Raw genomic sequence first — 17,990 nt, forward strand, 5'->3', positions numbered from 1 at the left:
GCGCCGTGGCGCGCGCATCAGTCCAGGACCTCGGCGACCACCGCCAGGGTGTCGCCGCTCTGCACCAGGCCGGGGAAGTGCCGCGCGGCGAGGATGCCGCTGCGCCTGGCGCGGTACTCCACCGGCGCGGCGCCGGTGCGCAGCAGGTCGTGCACCCGCGCCAGTACCTCGCCGCGCTCCACGCGCTCGCCCAGGTCGCGGCACATCTCCAGCAGGCCGTTGTGCTCGCTGGCGACGAAGCAGTCGCCGTCGGGCATGTCGAGCATCACCGAAGGCGCGTGCTCGACCTCGCCGCGCAGGATGCCGGCCTGCACCAGCACGTTGCGCACGCCGCGGCGGGCAATGGCCACGCTGCGCGCGGTGCTGCTGCCGCCGCCGCCCAGTTCGGTGGTGACGAACAGCTTGCCCTGCTCCTCGGCGGCGCTGTCGTACATGCCCACCGCGTCCAGCTCCAGCATGCGCATGGCGTAGGGCGCGGAGAACGCCCGCACCAGCGCCTCGCAGCCTTCCTGCTGGGCCTTGTCCGGCAGCACGTGGCAGGCGGCGAAGGGCAGGAAGTCGAGGGTGCGGCCGCCGGAGTGGATGTCCAGCACCACATCGGCCAGCGGCAGCAGGGTGCGCTGGAAGTAGTCGGCGATCTTCTGCGTCACCGTGCCATCCGGACGGCCGGGGAAGCTGCGGTTGAGGTTGCCGGCGTCGATCGGCGAGGTGCGCTTGCCGGCGAGGAAGGCCGGGGTGTTCATGTACGGCACGATGATCACCCGGCCGCGGATGTCCTCAGCGCGCAGTTCCTGGGCCAGGCGGCTGAGCGCCACCGGGCCTTCGTACTCGTCGCCGTGGTTGCCGCCGGTGAGCAGCGCGGTGGGGCCCGCGCCGTTCTTCACCACGCAGACGGGGATCATCACCGCGCCCCAGGCCGAGTCGTCGCGGGAGTAGGGCAGCTTGAGGTGGCCGTGCTGCACGCCGTCGCGCTCGAAGTCGACGCTGGCGGCGATGGGGTTGTCGCGCAGCTCTTTATCCAGTGGCTGTCTCATGGCCTCACTCCTTGACGAACAGCTGGCGCGGGTAGTCGCAGAAGGTCTGCACGCCGCCGTCGGTGATCAGGATGCTTTCGGTGATCTCCAGGCCCCAGTCGTCCATCCACAGGCCGGGCATGAAGTGGAAGGTCATGCCCGGCTGCAGCACGCTCTCGTCGCTGGGGCGCAGGCTCATGGTGCGTTCGCCCCAGTCCGGCGGGTAGCTGATGCCGATGGGGTAGCCGCAGCGGCTGTCCTTGTGGATGCCGAACTTCTGCAGCACGCCGAAGAAGGCGCGGGCGATGTCGCCGGTGGTGTTGCCCGGCTTGGCCGCCTCCAGCCCCGCGGCTATGCCTTCGACCACGGCCTTTTCCGCGTCGAGGAAGTGCTGCGGCGGCTTGCCCAGGTAGACGGTGCGCGACAGCGGGCAGTGGTAGCGCTTGTAGCAGCCGGCGATCTCGAAGAAGGTGCCGGCGCCGCGCTGGAAGGGCGTGTCGTCCCAGGTCAGGTGCGGCGCGCTGGCGTCGGCGCCGGTGGGCAGCAGCGGGACGATGGCCGGGTAGTCGCCGCCGTGGCCGTCGGCGCCGAGGATGCCGGTGCTGTAGATTTCCGCCACCAGCTCGTTCTTGCGCATGCCCGGCTCGATGCGCTCGAGGATGTGCGCGTGCATCTTCTCGACGATGCGCGCGGCGATGCGCATGTACTCGATCTCGCGCGGGGATTTCACCGCGCGCTGCCAGTTGACCAGCGCGGTGGCGTCGACGAAGCGCGCCTGCGGCAGGTGGGCCTGCAGCGAGCGGAAGGCGGCGGCGCTGAAGTAGTAGTTGTCCATCTCCACGCCGATGGCCAGCGCGTCCCAGCCCCGCGCGGCGATGACCTCGCGGGCCAGGTAGTCCATCGGGTGGCGCTCGGTGGACTGCACGTAGTGGTCGGGGTAGCCGACGATGTTGTCGGCCTGCATGAACACGGTGCGCCGCGCGCCGTTGGCGTCCTGGCCGCGGCCGAACCACACCGGCTCGCCGTCCAGCGCCAGCAGCACGCACTGGTGCACGTAGAAGGACCAGCCATCGTAGCCGGTGAGCCAGGCCATGTTCGACGGGTCGCTGACCAGCAGCAGCTCGATGCCGCGCTGCTGCATGCTGGCGCGGACCTTGGCCAGGCGCTGGGCGTATTCCTCCCGCGCGAAGGGGAGGTTGACGACGATTTCGGGCATGCGGAAATCCTCTGGGTGAAGTCATTGTCGGGCCCTCTCCGGAGAGCCCGTGCCTGTGTTCCCCCTCACCCCAGCCCTCTCCCGGAGGGAGAGGGGGCAGTCCGAGCCGGCTGACGCCATGGCTTCATCCTGCACCGAAGGGTCCCCTCTCCCGCTTGCGGGAGAGGGTTAGGGTGAGGGTGCTCTTCAACTGCTGAAGCGGAACCCCTTGCCCATGCGCTGCGCGCGCTGGAAGGCCAGGCCGGCGATGGCGGTGTCCTGGGCGCCGGTGCCGGTGAGGTCGCAGAGGGTCACGTCCCGGGCGCTGCGGCGGCCCGGGCGCTGGCCGGCGATGACCTGGCCGAGTTCGGCGAAGTCGGCGCCCGCCTCCACCAGGCCGGCTTCGATGGCGTGGTGCAGTTCGCCGAGCACGCGGGTCTGGCTCAGGCGGTCGGCGACGTAGCAGTCCAGCGCCGCCAGCGCGTCGGCGGCGATCTCGTTCTTGTGCTCGGCGTCCGAGCCCATGGCGGTGATGTGCAGACCCGGGCGCAGGTGGCGCTTCCGGATCAGCGGCTCGCGGCTGGGCGTGGTGGTGATGGCGATGTCCGCGCCTTCCAGGGCTTCGTCGACGCTGGAACAGGCGACCACCGGGATGCCCAGGGCGGTGCTCAATTCGGCGGCGCACTGGCGCGCCTTGTCCGCGTCGCGGGCCCAGAGGCTGGCGCCCTCGATCGGCCGCACCAGGCACAGCGCCTTGAGCTGCAGGCGCGCCTGCTCGCCGGCGCCGAGGAGGGCCACCCGGCGGGCATCCTCGCGGGCCAGCCACTTGGCGGCCACGGCGCCGGCGCAGGCGGTGCGCACGGCGGTGAGGTAGCCGTTGTCCAGCAGCAGGGCGTCGAGCAGGCCGGTGTGCGCGGACAGCAGCATCATCATGCCGTTGAGGCTGGGCAGGCCGAGCTTCGGGTTGTCGAAGAACCCCGGGCTGACCTTGATGGCGAAACGCGGCAGGCCAGGCAGGTAGGCGGTCTTCACGTCCACCTCGCCGTTGTGCTCGGGGATGTCCAGGCGCAGGATCGGCGGCATCGCCACCGCCGCCGTGGCCAGCAGGCGGAAGGCCTGCTCGACGGCGTCGAGGCTTTCAGTGTCCAGCGCCACGCAGGCGCGCAGGTCGGCTTCGCTGAGCAGGGTGACGTCAGCCATGCAGGTCTTCCTCGATGATGCGTTGGTGTTGTTCGATGGCGATGTTGCGGCCGCTGACGACCACCACCACCGGCCCTTCGGCGGCGATGCGGCCTTCCAGCAGCGCGGCGATGCCCACCGCCGCGGCGCCTTCCACCACCTGGCGTTCCTCGCGGTAGGCATGGCGGATGCCGGCGGCGATGGCGGGTTCGTCGAGCAGGTGCAGCTCGTCGCAGTGGGCGCGGGCGAGGGCGAAGGTGTAGCGGTTGTCCAGGCCGATGCCGCCGCCGAGGGAGTCGGCGAGGCTCGGCAGTTCTTCCACTTCCACGGGCTGGCCGGCTTCCAGGCTGGCGGCCATGGCCGCGCCGCGGCGCATGCTGATGCCGTGCAGGCGGATCGACGGGTCGGCCGCCTTCAGCGCCACAGCCACGCCGCCGAACAATCCGCCGCCGGACAGCGGCACCAGCACCTGGCGCACCTGCGGCAGCTGTTCGAGGATTTCCAGGCCCAGGGTGCCCTGGCCGGCGATGATCTGCGGGTGGTCGAAGGGCGGCAGCAGCGCAGCGCCCTGCTCGCGGGCGATGCGCTCGGCCTCGGCCTGGGCGTCGTCCTGGCTGTTGCCGACGATGCGCACCTCGGCGCCGAGGGCGCGGATCGCCTCGACCTTGTTCGCCGGCACCAGGCGCGACAGGCAGATGGTGGCCGGCACGCCCAGCACGCGAGCAGCATGGGCGAGGGCGCGGCCGTGGTTGCCGGTGGAGGCGGCGACCACCCCGCGGGCCTTCTGCGCGTCATCCAGCTGGGCGATGGCGTTGCTGGCGCCGCGCAGCTTGAAGCTGCCGGTGGCCTGCTGCGATTCCAGCTTCAGGTACACCGGCGCGCCCAGCAGCGCGGAGAGGCTGGGCGAATGCTCCAGCGGCGTCTCCCGCACCAGGCCGCGGATGCGCTGGCGGGCGCGGTACAGCTCGATCAGGGGGATCTCGTTGGCCATGGCGGCCTCCCGACAATGCAGTCGGGCCGAGTGTATGAGCGGGAAATTGTCGCGATGAATGTACTAGGACGATGTCGTGGAGATTGTCATTCGTCGTGGTAACGGGCGATGGGTATCGCTTCGCTCGACCCATCCTACGGGGCCTCGAACCCACCTGTAGGATCTCATCCGCGAATCGCGCCGGGACTTCCGGCTATCGCGGACAAGGTCCGCTCCTACGGGGAGAAATACCGTACTTCCCGGTAATTTGTAGGAGCGGGCCCTGCCCGCGATTCGCGCGCAGGGCGCGCTCCTACAAGGGGACGGGGCGGCGGCCCGTTCAGAAATCGTGGATCTTCGGGTACTGCTCGAACAGCTCGCGCATGTCGTCCAGGGCCTGGGCCATGCGTTCGTCGCTGCATTCGGCGCCCATGCACAGGCGCACCGCGCGCGGCCGCGGCGTGCCGCGGACCATGAAGGGGTCCGGCGAGGTCACGGCGATGTGCCGGTGGCGCAGCTCGCGCACCAGGCTGTCCAGCTCCCAGTGCTCGGGAATGCCCATCCAGCAGCTCAGGGCCTGCGGCGCATGGCCCAACAGGTGTTCGGCGAAGCGCTCGGCCACCAGCGCCTGGCGCGCCGCCAGCAGGCGCCGCTGGCGTTCCACCAGAGCCTGGGCGTTGCCGTTGTGGATCCAGCGGGTGGCCACCTCGGCCAGCAGCGGCGCGGCCATCCAGCTGTTCACCCGCAGGATGCTCTCGGTGCGCAGGGCCAGGCGCCGCGGCACCACCAGGTAGCCAATGCGCAGGCCGGTGAGCACGCTCTTGGTGAAGCTGGTGCAGTAGAACGACAGCTCCGGCAGGTAGTGGCTCAGCGGCGGCGCTCGGCCTTCGCCCAGCAGCGGGCCGTAGACGTCGTCCTCGATGACGTAGACGCCGAAGCGCTGAGCGATGGCGGCGATCTCCCGGCGCCGGGTGTCGCTCATCAGGCTGGAGGTGGGGTTGTTCAGGTTGGGCGTGCACACCAGCGCGGTGATGCGCTCGTTGGCGCAGAGGTCCTCGAAGTGCTCGGGGTCGATGCCCTCGCGGTCGACCTCCACGCCCTTCAGGGTGAAGCCGAGCACCTGGGAATTGCCGATCACCCCGTGGTCGGTGAGCTGCTCGCAGAGCACCACGTCGTCCGGCCCGGCCAGGGAGGCGAGGGCGATGAAGATGGCGTGGGCGGCGCCGTTGGTGATCAGCAGGTCGTCGCGCTCGCAGCGTAGGCCCTGCTGCGCCAGCCACTGCGCCGCCGCCTCGCGGTGGCCGTCGAAGCCGGCGATCGGCCGGCAGGCGCGCATCCACGGCTGGTCCGTCTCCTGCGCCAGCTGGCGGCAGGTGTCCTGCCACAGGCGGTCGTGCTCGTCGGTGTGGACGATGCTGGCCATGGAGAAGTCCACCAGCGCGCGCTCGGGGTGGTCGAGCATGTAGCGCGACACGCCCTCGGTCATGCGCCGCGAGACGAAGCTGCCGCGGCCCACCTCGCAGCGCACCAGACCCTGGCGCTCCAGTTCCTTGTAGGCGTTGGTCACCGTCTGCACGCTGATGCCCAGGCCGTCGGCCACCTGGCGCTGCGGCGGCAGGCGCTGGCCGTCGTGCAGGCGGCCCTGTTCGATTTCCGTGGCGATGGCCTGGACCAGCGTCTTGTACTTGGATTCGCCGACCCGCAGGCCGGCCAGCGCGTGGCGCCAGCTTTGCATGATGGGCATTCCCCTTCGACCTCGGCACAGGGTGATGGATCAGGGCATTTCCATGGATTGTCCTAGTGCAATTCCGGCGCCGGAAAGCCTTTTGTATGCTCGGGCCGACCAGCCGCTCATGCCGCCGCCCCCGCGGCACAAGGCCGGCGCAGAAAAAAGCCATGGATGGGCGCGTCGCGACAGGCGGTTTTTTCCGCCGCGACGGCGCCGATCGGGAACAGCCGCAAGGCCGGACGGCTTAGTCTGCAACGCAACCAATGCCCTCTGTCGGGGCAGTACTTCGGAAGGCCCGCCCGGCGGGTCCCAACATAAGAACAACAGTCGCACGACATCGCTACCTGCCATCCACCGCCGCGTCCCAACACCACAACAAGGCCGGCACGAGAAGATCAGGAGATCCGAAGATGAGTACCGCCCCCCGTTCCCTCCATCGCCTGGGCCTGGCCTGTACCTTGCTGGCGGGCCTTGCGGCCAGCTTCGCCAGCCAGGCCGAAACCACCCTGGAACGCATCCAGAGCACCGGCACGGTGCGCATCGGCTACGCCAACGAGGCGCCCTTCGCCTACACCGAGACCTCCGGCAAGGTCACCGGCGAGTCGCCGGAGATCGCCACCAAGGTATTCACCGCCATGGGCGTGAAGAAGGTCGAACCGGTGCTCACCGAGTGGGGCGCGCTGATCCCCGGGCTGCGCGCCGGGCGCTTCGACGTGATCGCCGCGGGCATGTACATCACCCCGCCGCGCTGCCAGCAGGTGATCTTCACCGACCCGCACTACCAGATTCCCGACACCCTGCTGGTGAAGCGGGGCAACCCGAAGAACCTGCACAGCTACGCCGACGTCGCGAAGAACCCGGACGTGCGCCTGGCGATCATGTCCGGCACCGCCGAGCTGGGCTACGCCCGCGCCGAGGGGGTGAGCGACGAGCAGATCGTCCAGGTCCCGGACACCACCGCGCAACTGCAGGCGGTGCGCGCCGGCCGCGCCGACGCCAGCGTCGGCACCGCGCTGACCATGAAGGGCCTGGCGGCCAAGGGCGGCGACAGCGTCGAGGCCATCGCCGACTTCAAGGACGACCCGGGGCACATCGGCTACGGCGCCCTGGCCTTCCGCCCGGAGGACAAGGACCTGCGCGACGCGGTGAACCAGCAGCTGAAGAAGTGGCTGGGCAGCGACGAGCACCTGCAGACGGTCAAGCCGTTCGGCTTCGACAAGTCCAACCTGACCGACAAGAGCGCCGCCGAGCTCTGCAAACAGTGACCGCAGGGGGCCCCGCCCCCTCGGCCGTTCCGTCGAACCTGTCGATACGGGATGCGCAACATGGGTGAATTGCTTCCACTGCTGCTGGAGGGCGCCTGGGTCACCGTCCAGGTCACCTTCTTCGGCTCGCTGCTGGCGGTGGCGCTGGCCATAGTCGCCGCCCTCGGCCGCCTGGCGCCGTGGCCGGCGGTGCGCTGGCTGGCCATCGGCTACATCGAGCTGTTCCGCGGCACCTCGCTGCTGGTGCAGCTGTTCTGGCTGTTCTTCGTACTGCCGCTGCCGCCGTTCAACCTGGAACTGGGCGCCTACACGGTGGCCATCCTCGGCCTGGGCCTGCACATCGGCGCCTATGGCGCGGAGGTGATGCGCGGGGCCATCGGCTCGGTGCCCAAGGGGCAGTACGAGGCCGCGTTGGCGCTGAACATGACACCGTTCACGCGCTTCCGCCGGATCATCCTGCCGCAGGCGCTGCTGTGCGCCATACCGCCGGGCACCAACCTGCTGATCGAGCTGCTGAAGAACACCTCGCTGGTGTCGCTGATCACCCTCTCGGACCTGACCTTCCGCGCCCGCCAGCTGGACCAGGCGACCTTCGAGACGCTGAAGATCTTCACCCTGACCCTGGTGCTGTACTTCGCCATGGCCCAGGCCATCGTCTTCCTCATGCGCCGCCTGGAACGCCGGCTGGGGCATGGGCGCATCCGGGGAGGCCTGTGATGAAGTTGTTCGACTGGCAATTCGCCTGGCAGATCCTGCCGCAGCTGCTGCACGCCTCGCTCAAGACCATCGGCATCACCCTGGTCGGCTTCGCCCTGGCGGTGGTCTTCGGCCTGCTCTTCGCCCTGGCCCGGCGCAGCCGGCACTTCTGGCTGTCGTGGCCGGCGGCCTGGCTGATCGAGTTCATCCGCAGCACGCCGCTGCTGATCCAGGTGTACTTCCTGTTCTACGTGCTGCCCAGCTACGGGCTGAACATGACCTCGCTGGTGGCCGGCACCCTGGGCATCGCCCTGCACTACGCCTGCTACACCGCCGAGGTCTACCGCGCCGGCCTGGAGTCGGTGCCGCGCGGGCAGTGGGAGGCGGTCACGGCGCTGAACTTCTCGCCGTGGCGGGCCTACCGCCAGGTAATCCTGCCCCAGGCCATCCGCCCGGTGCTGCCGGCCCTGGGCAACTACCTGATCGCCATGTTCAAGGACACCCCGGTGCTCTCGGCGATCACCGTGGTGGAAATCATGCAGCAGGCCAAGAACATCGGTTCCGACAGCTTCCGCTACCTGGAGCCGATCACCCTGGTCGGGGTGTTCTTCCTGCTCATCAGCATCAGCCTGGCCGGCGTGGTCCGCCAGGTGGAAAAACGCACGGCACTGCCATGAAAGCGCCCACCGGAGGAAACCCCATGACCGTCCTGTCCATGACCACCCGGCCGCTGGCCGACGAGGCCCCGCGGACGCAGACCGCCCAGCCGATGGTGCGCTTCCGCGACGTGTGCAAGAGCTACGGCAGCTTCAGCGTGCTGAACCACCTGAACCTGGAGGTGGGCGCCAACGAGAAGGTCGCCATCATCGGCCCCAGCGGCTCGGGCAAGTCGACCCTGCTGCGCGCCCTGATGACCCTGGAGAGCATCGACAGCGGGGCGATCGAGGTGGACGGCGAGCCGCTCACCCACCAGTTGCGCAACGGCGAGCCGGTGCGCGCCTCGGAAGCCCACGTGCGCCGCGTGCGCGGCAAGATCGGCATGGTGTTCCAGAGCTTCAACCTGTTCCCGCACATGAGCGCCTTGAAGAACGTAATGGAAGCGCCGGTGCAGGTGCTGGGCATGCGCCGCGACGAGGCCCGCGAGCGCGCCGTGGAACTGCTGGAGATGGTCGGCCTGGGCAACAAGCTGGAGCACTACCCCTCGCAGCTCTCCGGTGGCCAGCAGCAACGCGTGGCCATCGCCCGCGCCCTGGCCATGCGGCCGAAGGTGATGCTGTTCGACGAGGTGACCTCGGCGCTGGACCCGGAGCTGTGCGGCGAGGTGCTCAACGTGGTGCGCCGGCTCGGCACCGAGCACAACCTGACCATGCTGATGGTCACCCACCAGATGGGCTTCGCCCGCGAGTTCGCCGACCGGGTGTGCTTCTTCCACCAGGGCAGCATCCTGGAACAGGGGACGCCGGAGCAGCTGTTCGGGCACCCGCAGCATGAGCGGACGCGGTGTTTCCTGAGCGCGGTGAACGAGGCGAGTTGAGGGGGGGCCTGGTTTTTTGTAGGAGCGAGCTTGCTCGCGAACAGTGCTCAACTGTGATTTCGGTGTGTTGGCTTGGCTCCGCTCCCTCTCCCCAACCCTCTCCCTGAAGGGAGAGGGAGCTTGTCCGTGCCGAGAGAAGATTTGGTGTCAGCCGGCAGTCCCTGTGCTAGCCGGCTGACTCCATAACATCAGCGTCTGCCCAACGGTCCCCTCTCCCTTCAGGGAGAGGGTTAGGGAGAGGGCGTTCTTTGGACCCCTGCCAATTCCTGCCGGCGGAACACCCTTCGCGAGCAAGCTCGCTCCTACGAAAAGCCATGCCCATCCACACCGTAGGAGCGGACCTTGTCCGCGATAGCCGGCCGTCCCGGCGCGATTCGCGGATGAGATCCGCCCCTACGGTGTCAGAGAGCAGGTTCCCCAGCCCACCACAGTAGCCACTCTCAGTCGGAATCGACGAAACGCAGGCCGGCGCCCTCGGCGTCGGTGCGCATGACTTCCATCTCCAGCACCGGCGCTTCCATGGGCAGGTCCTGCACCTGGCCGTGCACGCGGGTGCCGGGAGCAAGCCCGGCCAGCGCCGCGTGGCGCACGTAGACGCCGCCGTCGGAGAGGTCACGGGTGTGGCCGATGACCTCGCCGAAGCTGGGGTGGACGATCTTGATCCTGCACTTCATCGGGGTACGCGGGTACTGCCTCTGATTCGCCATGCTCGGCATCCGTCCGGAATGTCAGCGGCATAGTCGGCCCGATCCGCCGCCGCCGGTCAAGCGGCCAGTTGCCCCAGCAGCCAGAGGTTGGCGCCGCTGATGACCACGAACAGCAGCCAGGCCAGCGCACGGGTCGGCCAGCGGTTGACGAATTCGCCCATCAGCGCGCGGTCGCTGGTGAAGCGGATCAGCGGCCAGAGCGCGAAGGGCAGCTGCAGGCTGAGCACCACCTGGCTGAACACCAGCAGCTTGCCCACCGCCCTGTCGCCCATCAGCATCACCCCCAGCAGCGCCGGGATCAGCGCCAGGGCGCGGGTGATCAGGCGGCGCTGCCAGCAGGGAATCTTCATCTGCAGGAAGCCTTCCATGATCACCTGGCCGGCGATGGTGCCGGTGAAGGTGGAACTCTGCCCGGAGGCGAGTAGGGCGACGCCGAAGAGGATGGCGGCCAGGCCGGCGCCGACCAGGGGTTCGAGCAGGCGGTAGGCGTCCTGGATCTCGGTGACGTCGGCGTGCCCGGTCTCGTGGAAGGCCGCGGCGGCGAGGATCAGGATGGCGGCGTTGATCAGCAGCGCCAGGCTCAGCGAGACCACGGTGTCCAGCCGCGCCAGGCGGATCGCCGAGGCCTTGCCCTGGCTGCCGGCCACCGCGCGGGTCTGCACGATGGAGGAGTGCAGGTAGAGGTTGTGCGGCATCACGGTGGCGCCGAGGATGCCGATGGCCAGGTACAGCGGCTCGCGCTGGCTGAGGGTGTCCAGGCTGGGCACGAAGCCGGCGGCGACATCCGGCCAGTACGGCTTGATCAGCACCAGCTCGACCACGTAGCAGGCGCTGATGGTGACGATCAGCCCCAGCATGATCGCCTCCAGGTGGCGGAAGCGCTGGCCCTTGAGGCCGAGGACGATCAGGGTGTCGAGGGCGGTGAGGAGGATGCCGCCGGTGAGGTTCACCCCCAGCAGCAGGTGGAAGGCCAGGGCGCAGCCGAGCACCTCGGCCAGGTCCGTGGCGATGATCGACAGCTCCGCCAGCAGCCACTGGACCTTGGCCATGGCCGGGCTGTAGCGCTGCCGCGAGAGCTGCGCCAGGTCCTGGCCGGTGACGATGCCCAGGCGCATGGCCAGGCACTGCAGGACCATGCCGGCGAGGCTGGACAGCAGCACCACGTAGAGCAGCTGGTAGCCGAAGCCGGAACCGGCCTCGATGGCCGTGGCCCAGTTGCCCGGGTCCATGTAGCCGATGGACACCAGCAGGCCCGGCCCGGCGAACTGCAGGATGCGTTTCCACAGCGGCGCGCTGGGCGAAACGACGACGCTGCCCCTGACCTCGGAAGGGCAGAAGGGCGCGGTGGCGGTAGTCGGCAATCCCCACATGTCAGTTCAATACCACCTGGCTTCGCCTTCCGGGCGCTTCTTGAAGCGCTTCATGGTCCACATGTACTGGCTCGGGTAGTCGCGCACGTAGCGGGCCAGCTCGCGGCTCAGGGCAGCGACCGAGACTTCCATATCCTTGTCGTACATGTCCGCCGGCGCGGCTTCGAGGATCACCTTGTAGCCGCTGCCGTCGGGCAGGCGCACGGCGTGGAAGAACACCCCGCGCGCCTTGCCGCGCGACAGCAGCGAGGGCACGAACTTGCTGGTCAGCGCGGTGGTGCCCAGGTAGGGCACGAACAGCCCCGAGCCCAGGTCCGGCTCCGGGTCGCACGGGATGCCGACGCAGCCGCCGCGCCGCACTTCCTTGATCACGCTGATGATGCCTTCGGGGGTCGACGGCGCCACGCGGTTGCCCAGCTGCACGCGCTGCTTCTTCAGCAGTTCGTCCACCGCCTTCAGCTTCGGCGGACGGTAGAAGATGATCGGCTTGGCGTAGGAGCAGTAGAAGTGGTTGAGCACTTCCCAGTTGCCCAGGTGGCTGGTGATGCCCACCAGGCCGTCGCCGGAGGCCAGGGCCTCTTCCAGCACCTCCATGCCCTCGACCTCGCGGATGTACTGCAGCGACTTCTGCGGCGGCCAGATCCAGGCGCAGGCGCTCTCGGTGAGGGTCCTGCCGATGTCCATCAGGCTCTGGCCCAGCAGCTTGTCCAGCTCCGCGGCGGACAGCTCGGGGAAGCAGTGCGAGATGTTGATGCGCGCCACCTCGCGGGAGCGGTTGGGCAGCTTCCACATCAGCCATCCGATGGCGGCCCCCAAGCCCTGCACCGCCCGCCAGGGCAGCATGGCGAACAGGCGCAGCCCGCCCACCACCAAGGCACCTTTGAATTTCTCCACGGAATGCTCCTTCAGCCGAATGCGCACATTCTAACCAGCGGGCACGGGCGAAGGCGAAAGGCGCTCGGCAATGGGGGCGATAGAAACAGCCTGAATTCACGCACCGGGTGATCCGGCCATGCCCTTTTCTTTCCATGTAGGAGCGCGCCCTGCGCGCGAATCGCGGGCAGGGCCCGCTCACGATCGTAGGATGGGTGGAGCGAAGCGATACCCATCCTACGAAGAGCGCGTGGAAGCGAATTCCGTCCGCAGTCAGGACAGCTCGGCGTAGCGGTCGCAATCGGTGGTGTGGTCCATCACCATCCCCGTGGCCTGCATGAAGGCGTAGCAGATGGTCGGCCCGACGAAGGTGAAGCCGGCCTTCTTCAGGGCCTTGCTCATGGCCTCGGCCTCGGGCGTCACCGCCGGGACGTCGCCGCGGCCGCTGAAATGGTTGACCTTCGGCTGGCCGCCGACGAAGGACCAGAGGAATTCCACCGGCTCGGGAAGTTCCAGCCAGGCCCGGGCGTTCTGCCGCGCGGCCTTGAGCTTGGCCAGGTTGCGGATGATGCCCGTATCCTGCATGCGCTGCTCGATCTCCTCGTCGCTCATGCGTGCCAGGCGCTCGGGGTCGAAACCGAACAGCACCTCGCGGTAGCGCTCGCGCTTGCGCAGCACGGTGATCCACGACAGCCCGGCCTGGGCGCCTTCGAGCACCAGCATTTCGAACAGCGCCTGCGGGTCTCTCTGCGGCACGCCCCACTCGGTGTCGTGGTAGGCGATGTACAGCGGGTCGTCGTTGCACCAGAAGCAGCGGGGCATGGCGGTCGTCCTGACGGGGCGAAGGGAAGTCCCACTATAGCCGGAATACTGTATGAAGATACAGTCCAATACCCGCTTCCCGGCGTTTGCGAATTCATCCGAAAACGTGCGCGCACCCCAAGCGGTGCGCGGCTTCGGGTATACTGCGGGGTTTTCGTCGCATACCCAGCACAGGTGAAATTCGTGAGCCAGACTACGCCCGCCGTGCGCACCTTCCAGGACCTGATCCTCGCCCTGCAACAGTACTGGGCCGACCAGGGCTGCGTGGTGCTGCAGCCCTACGACATGGAAGTTGGCGCCGGCACCTTCCATACCGCCACCTTCCTGCGCGCCATCGGCCCGGAGACCTGGAACGCCGCCTACGTGCAGCCCAGCCGCCGCCCCACCGACGGCCGCTACGGCGAGAACCCGAACCGCCTGCAGCACTACTACCAGTTCCAGGTGGTGCTCAAGCCCAACCCGGAGAACTTCCAGGAGCTCTACCTGGGCTCGCTGAAGGCCATCGGCATCGACCCGCTGGTGCACGACATCCGCTTCGTCGAGGACAACTGGGAATCGCCGACCCTCGGCGCCTGGGGCCTGGGCTGGGAAATCTGGCTGAACGGCATGGAAGTCACCCAGTTCACCTACTTCCAGCAGGTCGGCGGCATCGAGTGCTACCCGGTCACCGGCGAGATCACCTACGGCCTGGAGCGCCTGGCCATGTACATCCAGGGCGTCGACTCGGTGTACGACCTGGTGTGGGCCGACGGCCCGTTCGGCAAGGTCACCTATGGCGACGTGTTCCACCAGAACGAGGTGGAGCAGTCGACCTACAACTTCGAGCACGCCAACGTCGAGAAGCTGTTCGAACTGTTCGACTTCTACGAAAGCGAAGCCAACCGCCTGATCGAGCTGCAGCTGCCACTGCCTACCTACGAGATGGTCCTCAAGGCCTCGCACACCTTCAACCTGCTGGACGCGCGCCGTGCCATCTCGGTGACCGAGCGTCAGCGCTACATCCTGCGCGTGCGCACCCTGGCCCGTAACGTGGCGCAGAGCTACCTGCAGGCGCGCGCGCGCCTGGGCTTCCCGATGGCCACCCCCGCTCTTCGTGATGAAGTGCTGGCGCGTGACGAAGTACTGGCCAAGCTGAAGGAGGCCGAATAATGAGCGCGAAGGATTTCCTCGTCGAACTGGGCACCGAAGAGCTGCCCCCCAAGGCCCTGAAAAGCCTCGGTGAAGCCTTCCTGGCCGGCATCGAGAAGGGCCTTAAGGCCGCAGGCCTGACCTACTCGGCCGCCCGCTACTACGCCGCGCCGCGCCGCCTGGCCGTGCAGATCGACCAGCTCGCCGTGCAGCAGCCCGACCGCACCGTCAACCTCGACGGCCCGCCGCTGCAGGCCGCCTTCGACGCCAGCGGCAACCCGACCCAGGCCGCCCTGGGCTTCGCCAAGAAGTGCGGCGTGGACCTGGCGCAGATCGACCAGAGCGGGCCCAAGCTGAAGTTCAGCCAGAGCATCCCCGGCCAGCCGGCCATGGGCCTGCTGCCGGGCATCGTCGAAACCTCGCTGAACGACCTGCCGATTCCCAAGCGCATGCGCTGGGCCGCCCGCCGCGAAGAGTTCGTGCGTCCGACGCAGTGGCTGGTGATGCTGTTCGGCGACGAGGTGGTGGAGTGCGAGATCCTCACCCGCAAGGCCGGCCGTGAATCCCGTGGCCACCGCTTCCACAACCCGGACAACGTGCTGATCTCCAGCCCCGCCAACTACCTGGAAGACCTGCGCAGCGCCCACGTGCTGGCCGACTTCGCCGAGCGCCGCGAAATCATCGCCAAGCGCGTCGCCGAGCTTGCCGCCGAGCAGAAGGGCAGCGCCATCGTGCCGCCGGCCCTGCTCGACGAAGTGACCGCCCTGGTCGAATGGCCGGTGCCGCTGGTGTGCTCCTTCGAGGAACGCTTCCTCGCCGTGCCCCAGGAAGCGCTGATCACCACCATGCAGGACAACCAGAAGTACTTCTGCCTGCTGGACGCCAACGGCAAGCTGCTGCCGCGCTTCATCACCGTGGCCAACGTGCAGAGCAAAGCGCCCGAGCACATCGTCTCGGGCAACGAGAAGGTCGTGCGCCCACGCCTGACCGACGCCGAGTTCTTCTTCAAGCAGGACCAGAAGCAGCCGCTGGAGCGCTTCAACGAGCGCCTGAAGAACGTGGTGTTCCAGGCCCAGCTCGGCACCGTGTTCGAGAAGGCCGAGCGCGTCTCCGCCCTGGCCGCCTTCATCGCCGAGCGCATTGGCGGTGACGCGAAGAACGCCGCCCGCGCCGGCATCCTCTCCAAGTGCGACCTGGCCACCGAGATGGTCGGCGAGTTCCCGGAGATGCAGGGCATCGCCGGCTACTACTACGCCACTGCCGGTGGCGAAGCCAACGACGTCGCCCTGGCGCTGAACGAGCAGTACATGCCGCGCGGCGCCGGCGCCGAGCTGCCGAGCACCCTGACCGGTGCGGCGGTGGCGGTGGCCGACAAGCTCGACACCCTGGTCGGCATCTTCGGCATCGGCATGCTGCCCACCGGCAGCAAGGACCCGTACGCCCTGCGCCGCGCCGCCCTGGGCGTGCTGCGCATCCTCATCGAGAAGCAGCTGGACCTCGACCTGGGCGAGGCCATCGCCTTCGCCGTCGGCCAGTACGGCGACAAGGTCAAGGCCGAGGGCCTGGCCGCCCAGGTCCAGGACTTCATCTTCGACCGCCTGCGCGCGCGCTACGAGGACGAAGGCGTAGACGTCGCCGTGTACCAGGCCGTGCGCGCCCTGACGCCGACCGCGCCGCTGGACTTCGACCAGCGCGTGCAGGCCGTGCAGGCCTTCCGCCAACTGCCCGAAGCCGAGGCCCTGGCCGCCGCCAACAAGCGCGTGTCCAACATCCTCGCCAAGGCCGAAGGAGAGGTGCCGCAGAGCGTGAATGCCGGCCTGCTCAACGAGGCCGCCGAGAAGGCCCTGGGCAGCGCCGTGGCGGCCGCCGAAGGCGAAGTGGCGCCGCTGGCCCGGGCGCGCGACTACCGCACCGCCCTGGCCCGCCTGGCAGCCCTGCGCGCGCCGGTCGATGCGTTCTTCGAGGAAGTCCTGGTCAACGCCGACGACAGCGCCGTGCGCGCCAACCGCTACGCCCTGCTGGCGAAGCTGCGTGGGCTGTTCCTCGGCGTCGCCGACATCTCTCTGTTGGGGTAATGGAGCTGGAGGCTGGAAGCCTGAAGCTGGAAATTCTTCCCGCTTCAAGCTTCCGGCTTCAAGCCTCTGGCTAAAGCTATGAAGTTATTGATCGTCGACCGCGACGGCGTCATCAACCTGGACTCCGACGCGTACATCAAATCCCTCGACGAGTGGATTCCCATTCCCGGCGCCATCGCCGCCATTGCCCGCCTGAGCAAGGCCGGCTGGACGGTCGCGGTGGCCACCAACCAGTCCGGTATCGCCCGCGGCTACTACGACCTGGCGACACTGGAAAGCATGCACGCGCGGCTGCGCGAGCTGGTGGCGGAGCAGGGCGGCGAACTGGGGCTGATCGTCCATTGCCCCCATGGACCCGACGAAGGCTGCGAGTGCCGCAAGCCGAAGCCGGGTATGCTCAGGCAGATCGCCGCGCACTACGACGTTCCGCTCAAGGGCGTATGGTTCGTCGGCGACACCCGGGGTGACCTGGACGCCGCCCTGGCCGTCGACTGTCAGCCCGTGCTGGTGAAAACCGGCAAGGGCGAACGTACCCTGGCCAAACCGCTGCCCGAAGGCACGCTGGTCTTCGACGACCTGGCCGCCGTCGCTTCCCACCTCTTGCCCTAAGGACCCGCTGACCATGTCGACAGTGCAGGCCACCAGAACCGTTCTTTTCTACCTGCTGCTGTCCGCCAGCGCCTTCCTCTGGGGCACCCTCAGCCTGCTGATCGCACCCTTCCTGCCGTTCCGCGCGCGCTACCGCTTCGTGGTCCAGCGCTGGTGCCGCTTCGCCGTCTGGCTGGCCTGGCACATGGTCGGCGTGCGCTACCGCCTGAGCGGCCTGGAGAACATCCCGCAGAAGCCCTGCGTGATCCTCTCCAAGCACCAGAGCACCTGGGAGACCTTCTTTCTCTCCGGCTACTTCGAGCCGCTGAGCCAGGTGCTCAAGCGCGAGCTGCTGTTCGTGCCCTTCTTCGGCTGGGCCCTGGCCCTGCTCAGGCCCATCGCCATCGACCGCAGCCAGCCCAAGCTGGCCCTCAAGCAACTCGCCAAGCAGGGCCACGAGCGCCTGCAGCAGGGCGCCTGGGTGCTGATCTTCCCGGAAGGCACGCGCATCCCCACCGGCGAGCTGGGCAAGTTCTCCCGCGGCGGCGCGGCCCTGGCGGTGAACGCCGGCCTGCCGGTGCTGCCCATCGCCCACAACGCCGGCCACTGCTGGCCGAAGAACGGCTGGGCCAAGCACCCGGGCACCATCGAAGTGGTGTTCGGTCCGGCGATGCACGCCGAAGGCGAGGGCCCGCGCGCCATCGCCGAACTCAACCAGCGCGCCGAGGAATGGGTGGCGCGGACGCTGCGCGAGATGGGCGAGCTGCCGGCGCAGGCAACCCCCAAGGCCGACGTGGCCTGAGGCGGATAACCCAGCTGTAGCGAACAGGGCCCAAAGGGCCCTGT

Annotated in this window: 17 protein-coding genes; 8 read left to right on the top strand and 9 right to left on the bottom strand. The window is 68.5% G+C overall.

Annotated features, from left to right (window positions below):
• Positions 1-17: 17 nt before the first annotated feature.
• The 5 genes from doeB to ehuR all read right to left on the bottom strand — a co-directional run bounded on the left by doeB (position 18) and on the right by ehuR (position 6,092).
• Entirely contained in the window at positions 18-1,034 is a 1,017-nt protein-coding gene (doeB, locus tag PM1_RS30310) for a N(2)-acetyl-L-2,4-diaminobutanoate deacetylase DoeB (RefSeq protein WP_009614474.1), read from the bottom strand.
• A gap of 4 nt (positions 1,035-1,038) precedes the next feature.
• Positions 1,039-2,229, bottom strand: a complete 1,191-nt coding sequence (gene doeA / locus PM1_RS30315) for an ectoine hydrolase DoeA (protein ID WP_009614473.1) — start codon at positions 2,227-2,229, stop codon at positions 1,039-1,041.
• 186 nt (positions 2,230-2,415) lie between these two features.
• Positions 2,416-3,408, bottom strand: coding sequence for a cyclodeaminase (locus PM1_RS30320; RefSeq protein ID WP_009614472.1), 993 nt, complete (start codon positions 3,406-3,408; stop codon positions 2,416-2,418).
• Entirely contained in the window at positions 3,401-4,378 is a 978-nt protein-coding gene (gene eutB / locus PM1_RS30325; protein ID WP_009614471.1) for a hydroxyectoine utilization dehydratase EutB, read from the bottom strand. The genes PM1_RS30320 and eutB overlap by 8 nt, the downstream gene beginning before the upstream one ends.
• 319 nt (positions 4,379-4,697) lie before the next feature.
• A complete protein-coding gene (gene ehuR / locus PM1_RS30330) occupies positions 4,698-6,092 on the bottom strand; it encodes a MocR-like ectoine utilization transcription factor EhuR (RefSeq protein ID WP_024128855.1) in 1,395 nt (464 codons plus the stop codon).
• 404 nt (positions 6,093-6,496) lie between these two features.
• Here ehuR and ehuB point away from each other — a divergent pair, with 404 nt between their 5' ends.
• From ehuB to ehuA, 4 genes are read left to right on the top strand one after another with little or no spacing between them, the layout of a single operon-like run.
• On the top strand, positions 6,497-7,351 hold the full coding sequence (gene ehuB, locus PM1_RS30335; RefSeq protein WP_009614469.1) for an ectoine/hydroxyectoine ABC transporter substrate-binding protein EhuB: 855 nt from the start codon (positions 6,497-6,499) through the stop codon (positions 7,349-7,351).
• 60 nt (positions 7,352-7,411) lie between these two features.
• A complete protein-coding gene (gene ehuC / locus PM1_RS30340; RefSeq protein WP_009614465.1) occupies positions 7,412-8,068 on the top strand; it encodes an ectoine/hydroxyectoine ABC transporter permease subunit EhuC in 657 nt (218 codons plus the stop codon).
• Complete coding sequence (gene ehuD / locus PM1_RS30345) at positions 8,068-8,724, top strand: ectoine/hydroxyectoine ABC transporter permease subunit EhuD (RefSeq protein WP_009614464.1); 657 nt, start codon at positions 8,068-8,070, stop codon at positions 8,722-8,724. The genes ehuC and ehuD overlap by 1 nt, the downstream gene beginning before the upstream one ends.
• Before the next feature lie 23 nt (positions 8,725-8,747).
• Positions 8,748-9,581, top strand: a complete 834-nt coding sequence (ehuA, locus tag PM1_RS30350; RefSeq protein ID WP_009614463.1) for an ectoine/hydroxyectoine ABC transporter ATP-binding protein EhuA — start codon at positions 8,748-8,750, stop codon at positions 9,579-9,581.
• Positions 9,582-10,021: 440 nt separating this feature from the next.
• Here ehuA and PM1_RS30355 read toward each other — a convergent pair whose 3' ends face one another.
• From PM1_RS30355 to PM1_RS30370, 4 genes are all read right to left on the bottom strand, one after another.
• Complete coding sequence (locus PM1_RS30355) at positions 10,022-10,288, bottom strand: PilZ domain-containing protein (protein ID WP_009614462.1); 267 nt, start codon at positions 10,286-10,288, stop codon at positions 10,022-10,024.
• Between the two features lie 56 nt (positions 10,289-10,344).
• Positions 10,345-11,658: an Nramp family divalent metal transporter gene (locus tag PM1_RS30360; protein WP_009614461.1), complete on the bottom strand. Its 1,314-nt coding sequence runs from the start codon at positions 11,656-11,658 to the stop codon at positions 10,345-10,347.
• 6 nt (positions 11,659-11,664) lie between these two features.
• Positions 11,665-12,552: a lysophospholipid acyltransferase gene (locus PM1_RS30365; protein WP_009614460.1), complete on the bottom strand. Its 888-nt coding sequence runs from the start codon at positions 12,550-12,552 to the stop codon at positions 11,665-11,667.
• 252 nt (positions 12,553-12,804) lie between these two features.
• Entirely contained in the window at positions 12,805-13,353 is a 549-nt protein-coding gene (locus PM1_RS30370; protein ID WP_009614459.1) for a DNA-3-methyladenine glycosylase I, read from the bottom strand.
• A gap of 183 nt (positions 13,354-13,536) precedes the next feature.
• Between PM1_RS30370 and glyQ the strand changes: the two genes are divergently transcribed.
• From glyQ to PM1_RS30390, 4 genes are all read left to right on the top strand, one after another.
• A complete protein-coding gene (glyQ, locus tag PM1_RS30375; protein WP_009614458.1) occupies positions 13,537-14,502 on the top strand; it encodes a glycine--tRNA ligase subunit alpha in 966 nt (321 codons plus the stop codon).
• Positions 14,502-16,556, top strand: a complete 2,055-nt coding sequence (gene glyS, locus PM1_RS30380; RefSeq protein WP_009614456.1) for a glycine--tRNA ligase subunit beta — start codon at positions 14,502-14,504, stop codon at positions 16,554-16,556. The genes glyQ and glyS overlap by 1 nt, the downstream gene beginning before the upstream one ends.
• 78 nt (positions 16,557-16,634) lie before the next feature.
• A complete protein-coding gene (gene gmhB, locus PM1_RS30385; protein WP_009614454.1) occupies positions 16,635-17,165 on the top strand; it encodes a D-glycero-beta-D-manno-heptose 1,7-bisphosphate 7-phosphatase in 531 nt (176 codons plus the stop codon).
• Positions 17,166-17,178: 13 nt separating this feature from the next.
• Positions 17,179-17,946 (top strand): lysophospholipid acyltransferase family protein, encoded by a 768-nt coding sequence (locus PM1_RS30390; protein WP_009614452.1) that lies wholly within the window; start codon positions 17,179-17,181, stop codon positions 17,944-17,946.
• Positions 17,947-17,990: the final 44 nt, after the last annotated feature.

It is taken from the genome of Pseudomonas sp. M1 (assembly GCF_022760135.1).
Taxonomy (GTDB): domain Bacteria; phylum Pseudomonadota; class Gammaproteobacteria; order Pseudomonadales; family Pseudomonadaceae; genus Pseudomonas; species Pseudomonas citronellolis.

What these genes read in the sequence shown, in the direction of transcription:
- doeB (WP_009614474.1), bottom strand. Translation starts at nt 1,034, where the DNA reads ATGAGACAGCCACTGGATAAAGAGCTGCGCGACAACCCCATCGCCGCC.
- doeA (WP_009614473.1), bottom strand. Translation starts at nt 2,229, where the DNA reads ATGCCCGAAATCGTCGTCAACCTCCCCTTCGCGCGGGAGGAATACGCC.
- PM1_RS30320 (WP_009614472.1), bottom strand. Translation starts at nt 3,408, where the DNA reads ATGGCTGACGTCACCCTGCTCAGCGAAGCCGACCTGCGCGCCTGCGTG.
- eutB (WP_009614471.1), bottom strand. Translation starts at nt 4,378, where the DNA reads ATGGCCAACGAGATCCCCCTGATCGAGCTGTACCGCGCCCGCCAGCGC.
- ehuR (WP_024128855.1), bottom strand. Translation starts at nt 6,092, where the DNA reads ATGCAAAGCTGGCGCCACGCGCTGGCCGGCCTGCGGGTCGGCGAATCC.
- ehuB (WP_009614469.1), top strand. Translation starts at nt 6,497, where the DNA reads ATGAGTACCGCCCCCCGTTCCCTCCATCGCCTGGGCCTGGCCTGTACC.
- ehuC (WP_009614465.1), top strand. Translation starts at nt 7,412, where the DNA reads ATGGGTGAATTGCTTCCACTGCTGCTGGAGGGCGCCTGGGTCACCGTC.
- ehuD (WP_009614464.1), top strand. Translation starts at nt 8,068, where the DNA reads ATGAAGTTGTTCGACTGGCAATTCGCCTGGCAGATCCTGCCGCAGCTG.
- ehuA (WP_009614463.1), top strand. Translation starts at nt 8,748, where the DNA reads ATGACCGTCCTGTCCATGACCACCCGGCCGCTGGCCGACGAGGCCCCG.
- PM1_RS30355 (WP_009614462.1), bottom strand. Translation starts at nt 10,288, where the DNA reads ATGGCGAATCAGAGGCAGTACCCGCGTACCCCGATGAAGTGCAGGATC.
- PM1_RS30360 (WP_009614461.1), bottom strand. Translation starts at nt 11,658, where the DNA reads ATGTGGGGATTGCCGACTACCGCCACCGCGCCCTTCTGCCCTTCCGAG.
- PM1_RS30370 (WP_009614459.1), bottom strand. Translation starts at nt 13,353, where the DNA reads ATGCCCCGCTGCTTCTGGTGCAACGACGACCCGCTGTACATCGCCTAC.
- glyS (WP_009614456.1), top strand. Translation starts at nt 14,502, where the DNA reads ATGAGCGCGAAGGATTTCCTCGTCGAACTGGGCACCGAAGAGCTGCCC.
- gmhB (WP_009614454.1), top strand. Translation starts at nt 16,635, where the DNA reads ATGAAGTTATTGATCGTCGACCGCGACGGCGTCATCAACCTGGACTCC.
- PM1_RS30390 (WP_009614452.1), top strand. Translation starts at nt 17,179, where the DNA reads ATGTCGACAGTGCAGGCCACCAGAACCGTTCTTTTCTACCTGCTGCTG.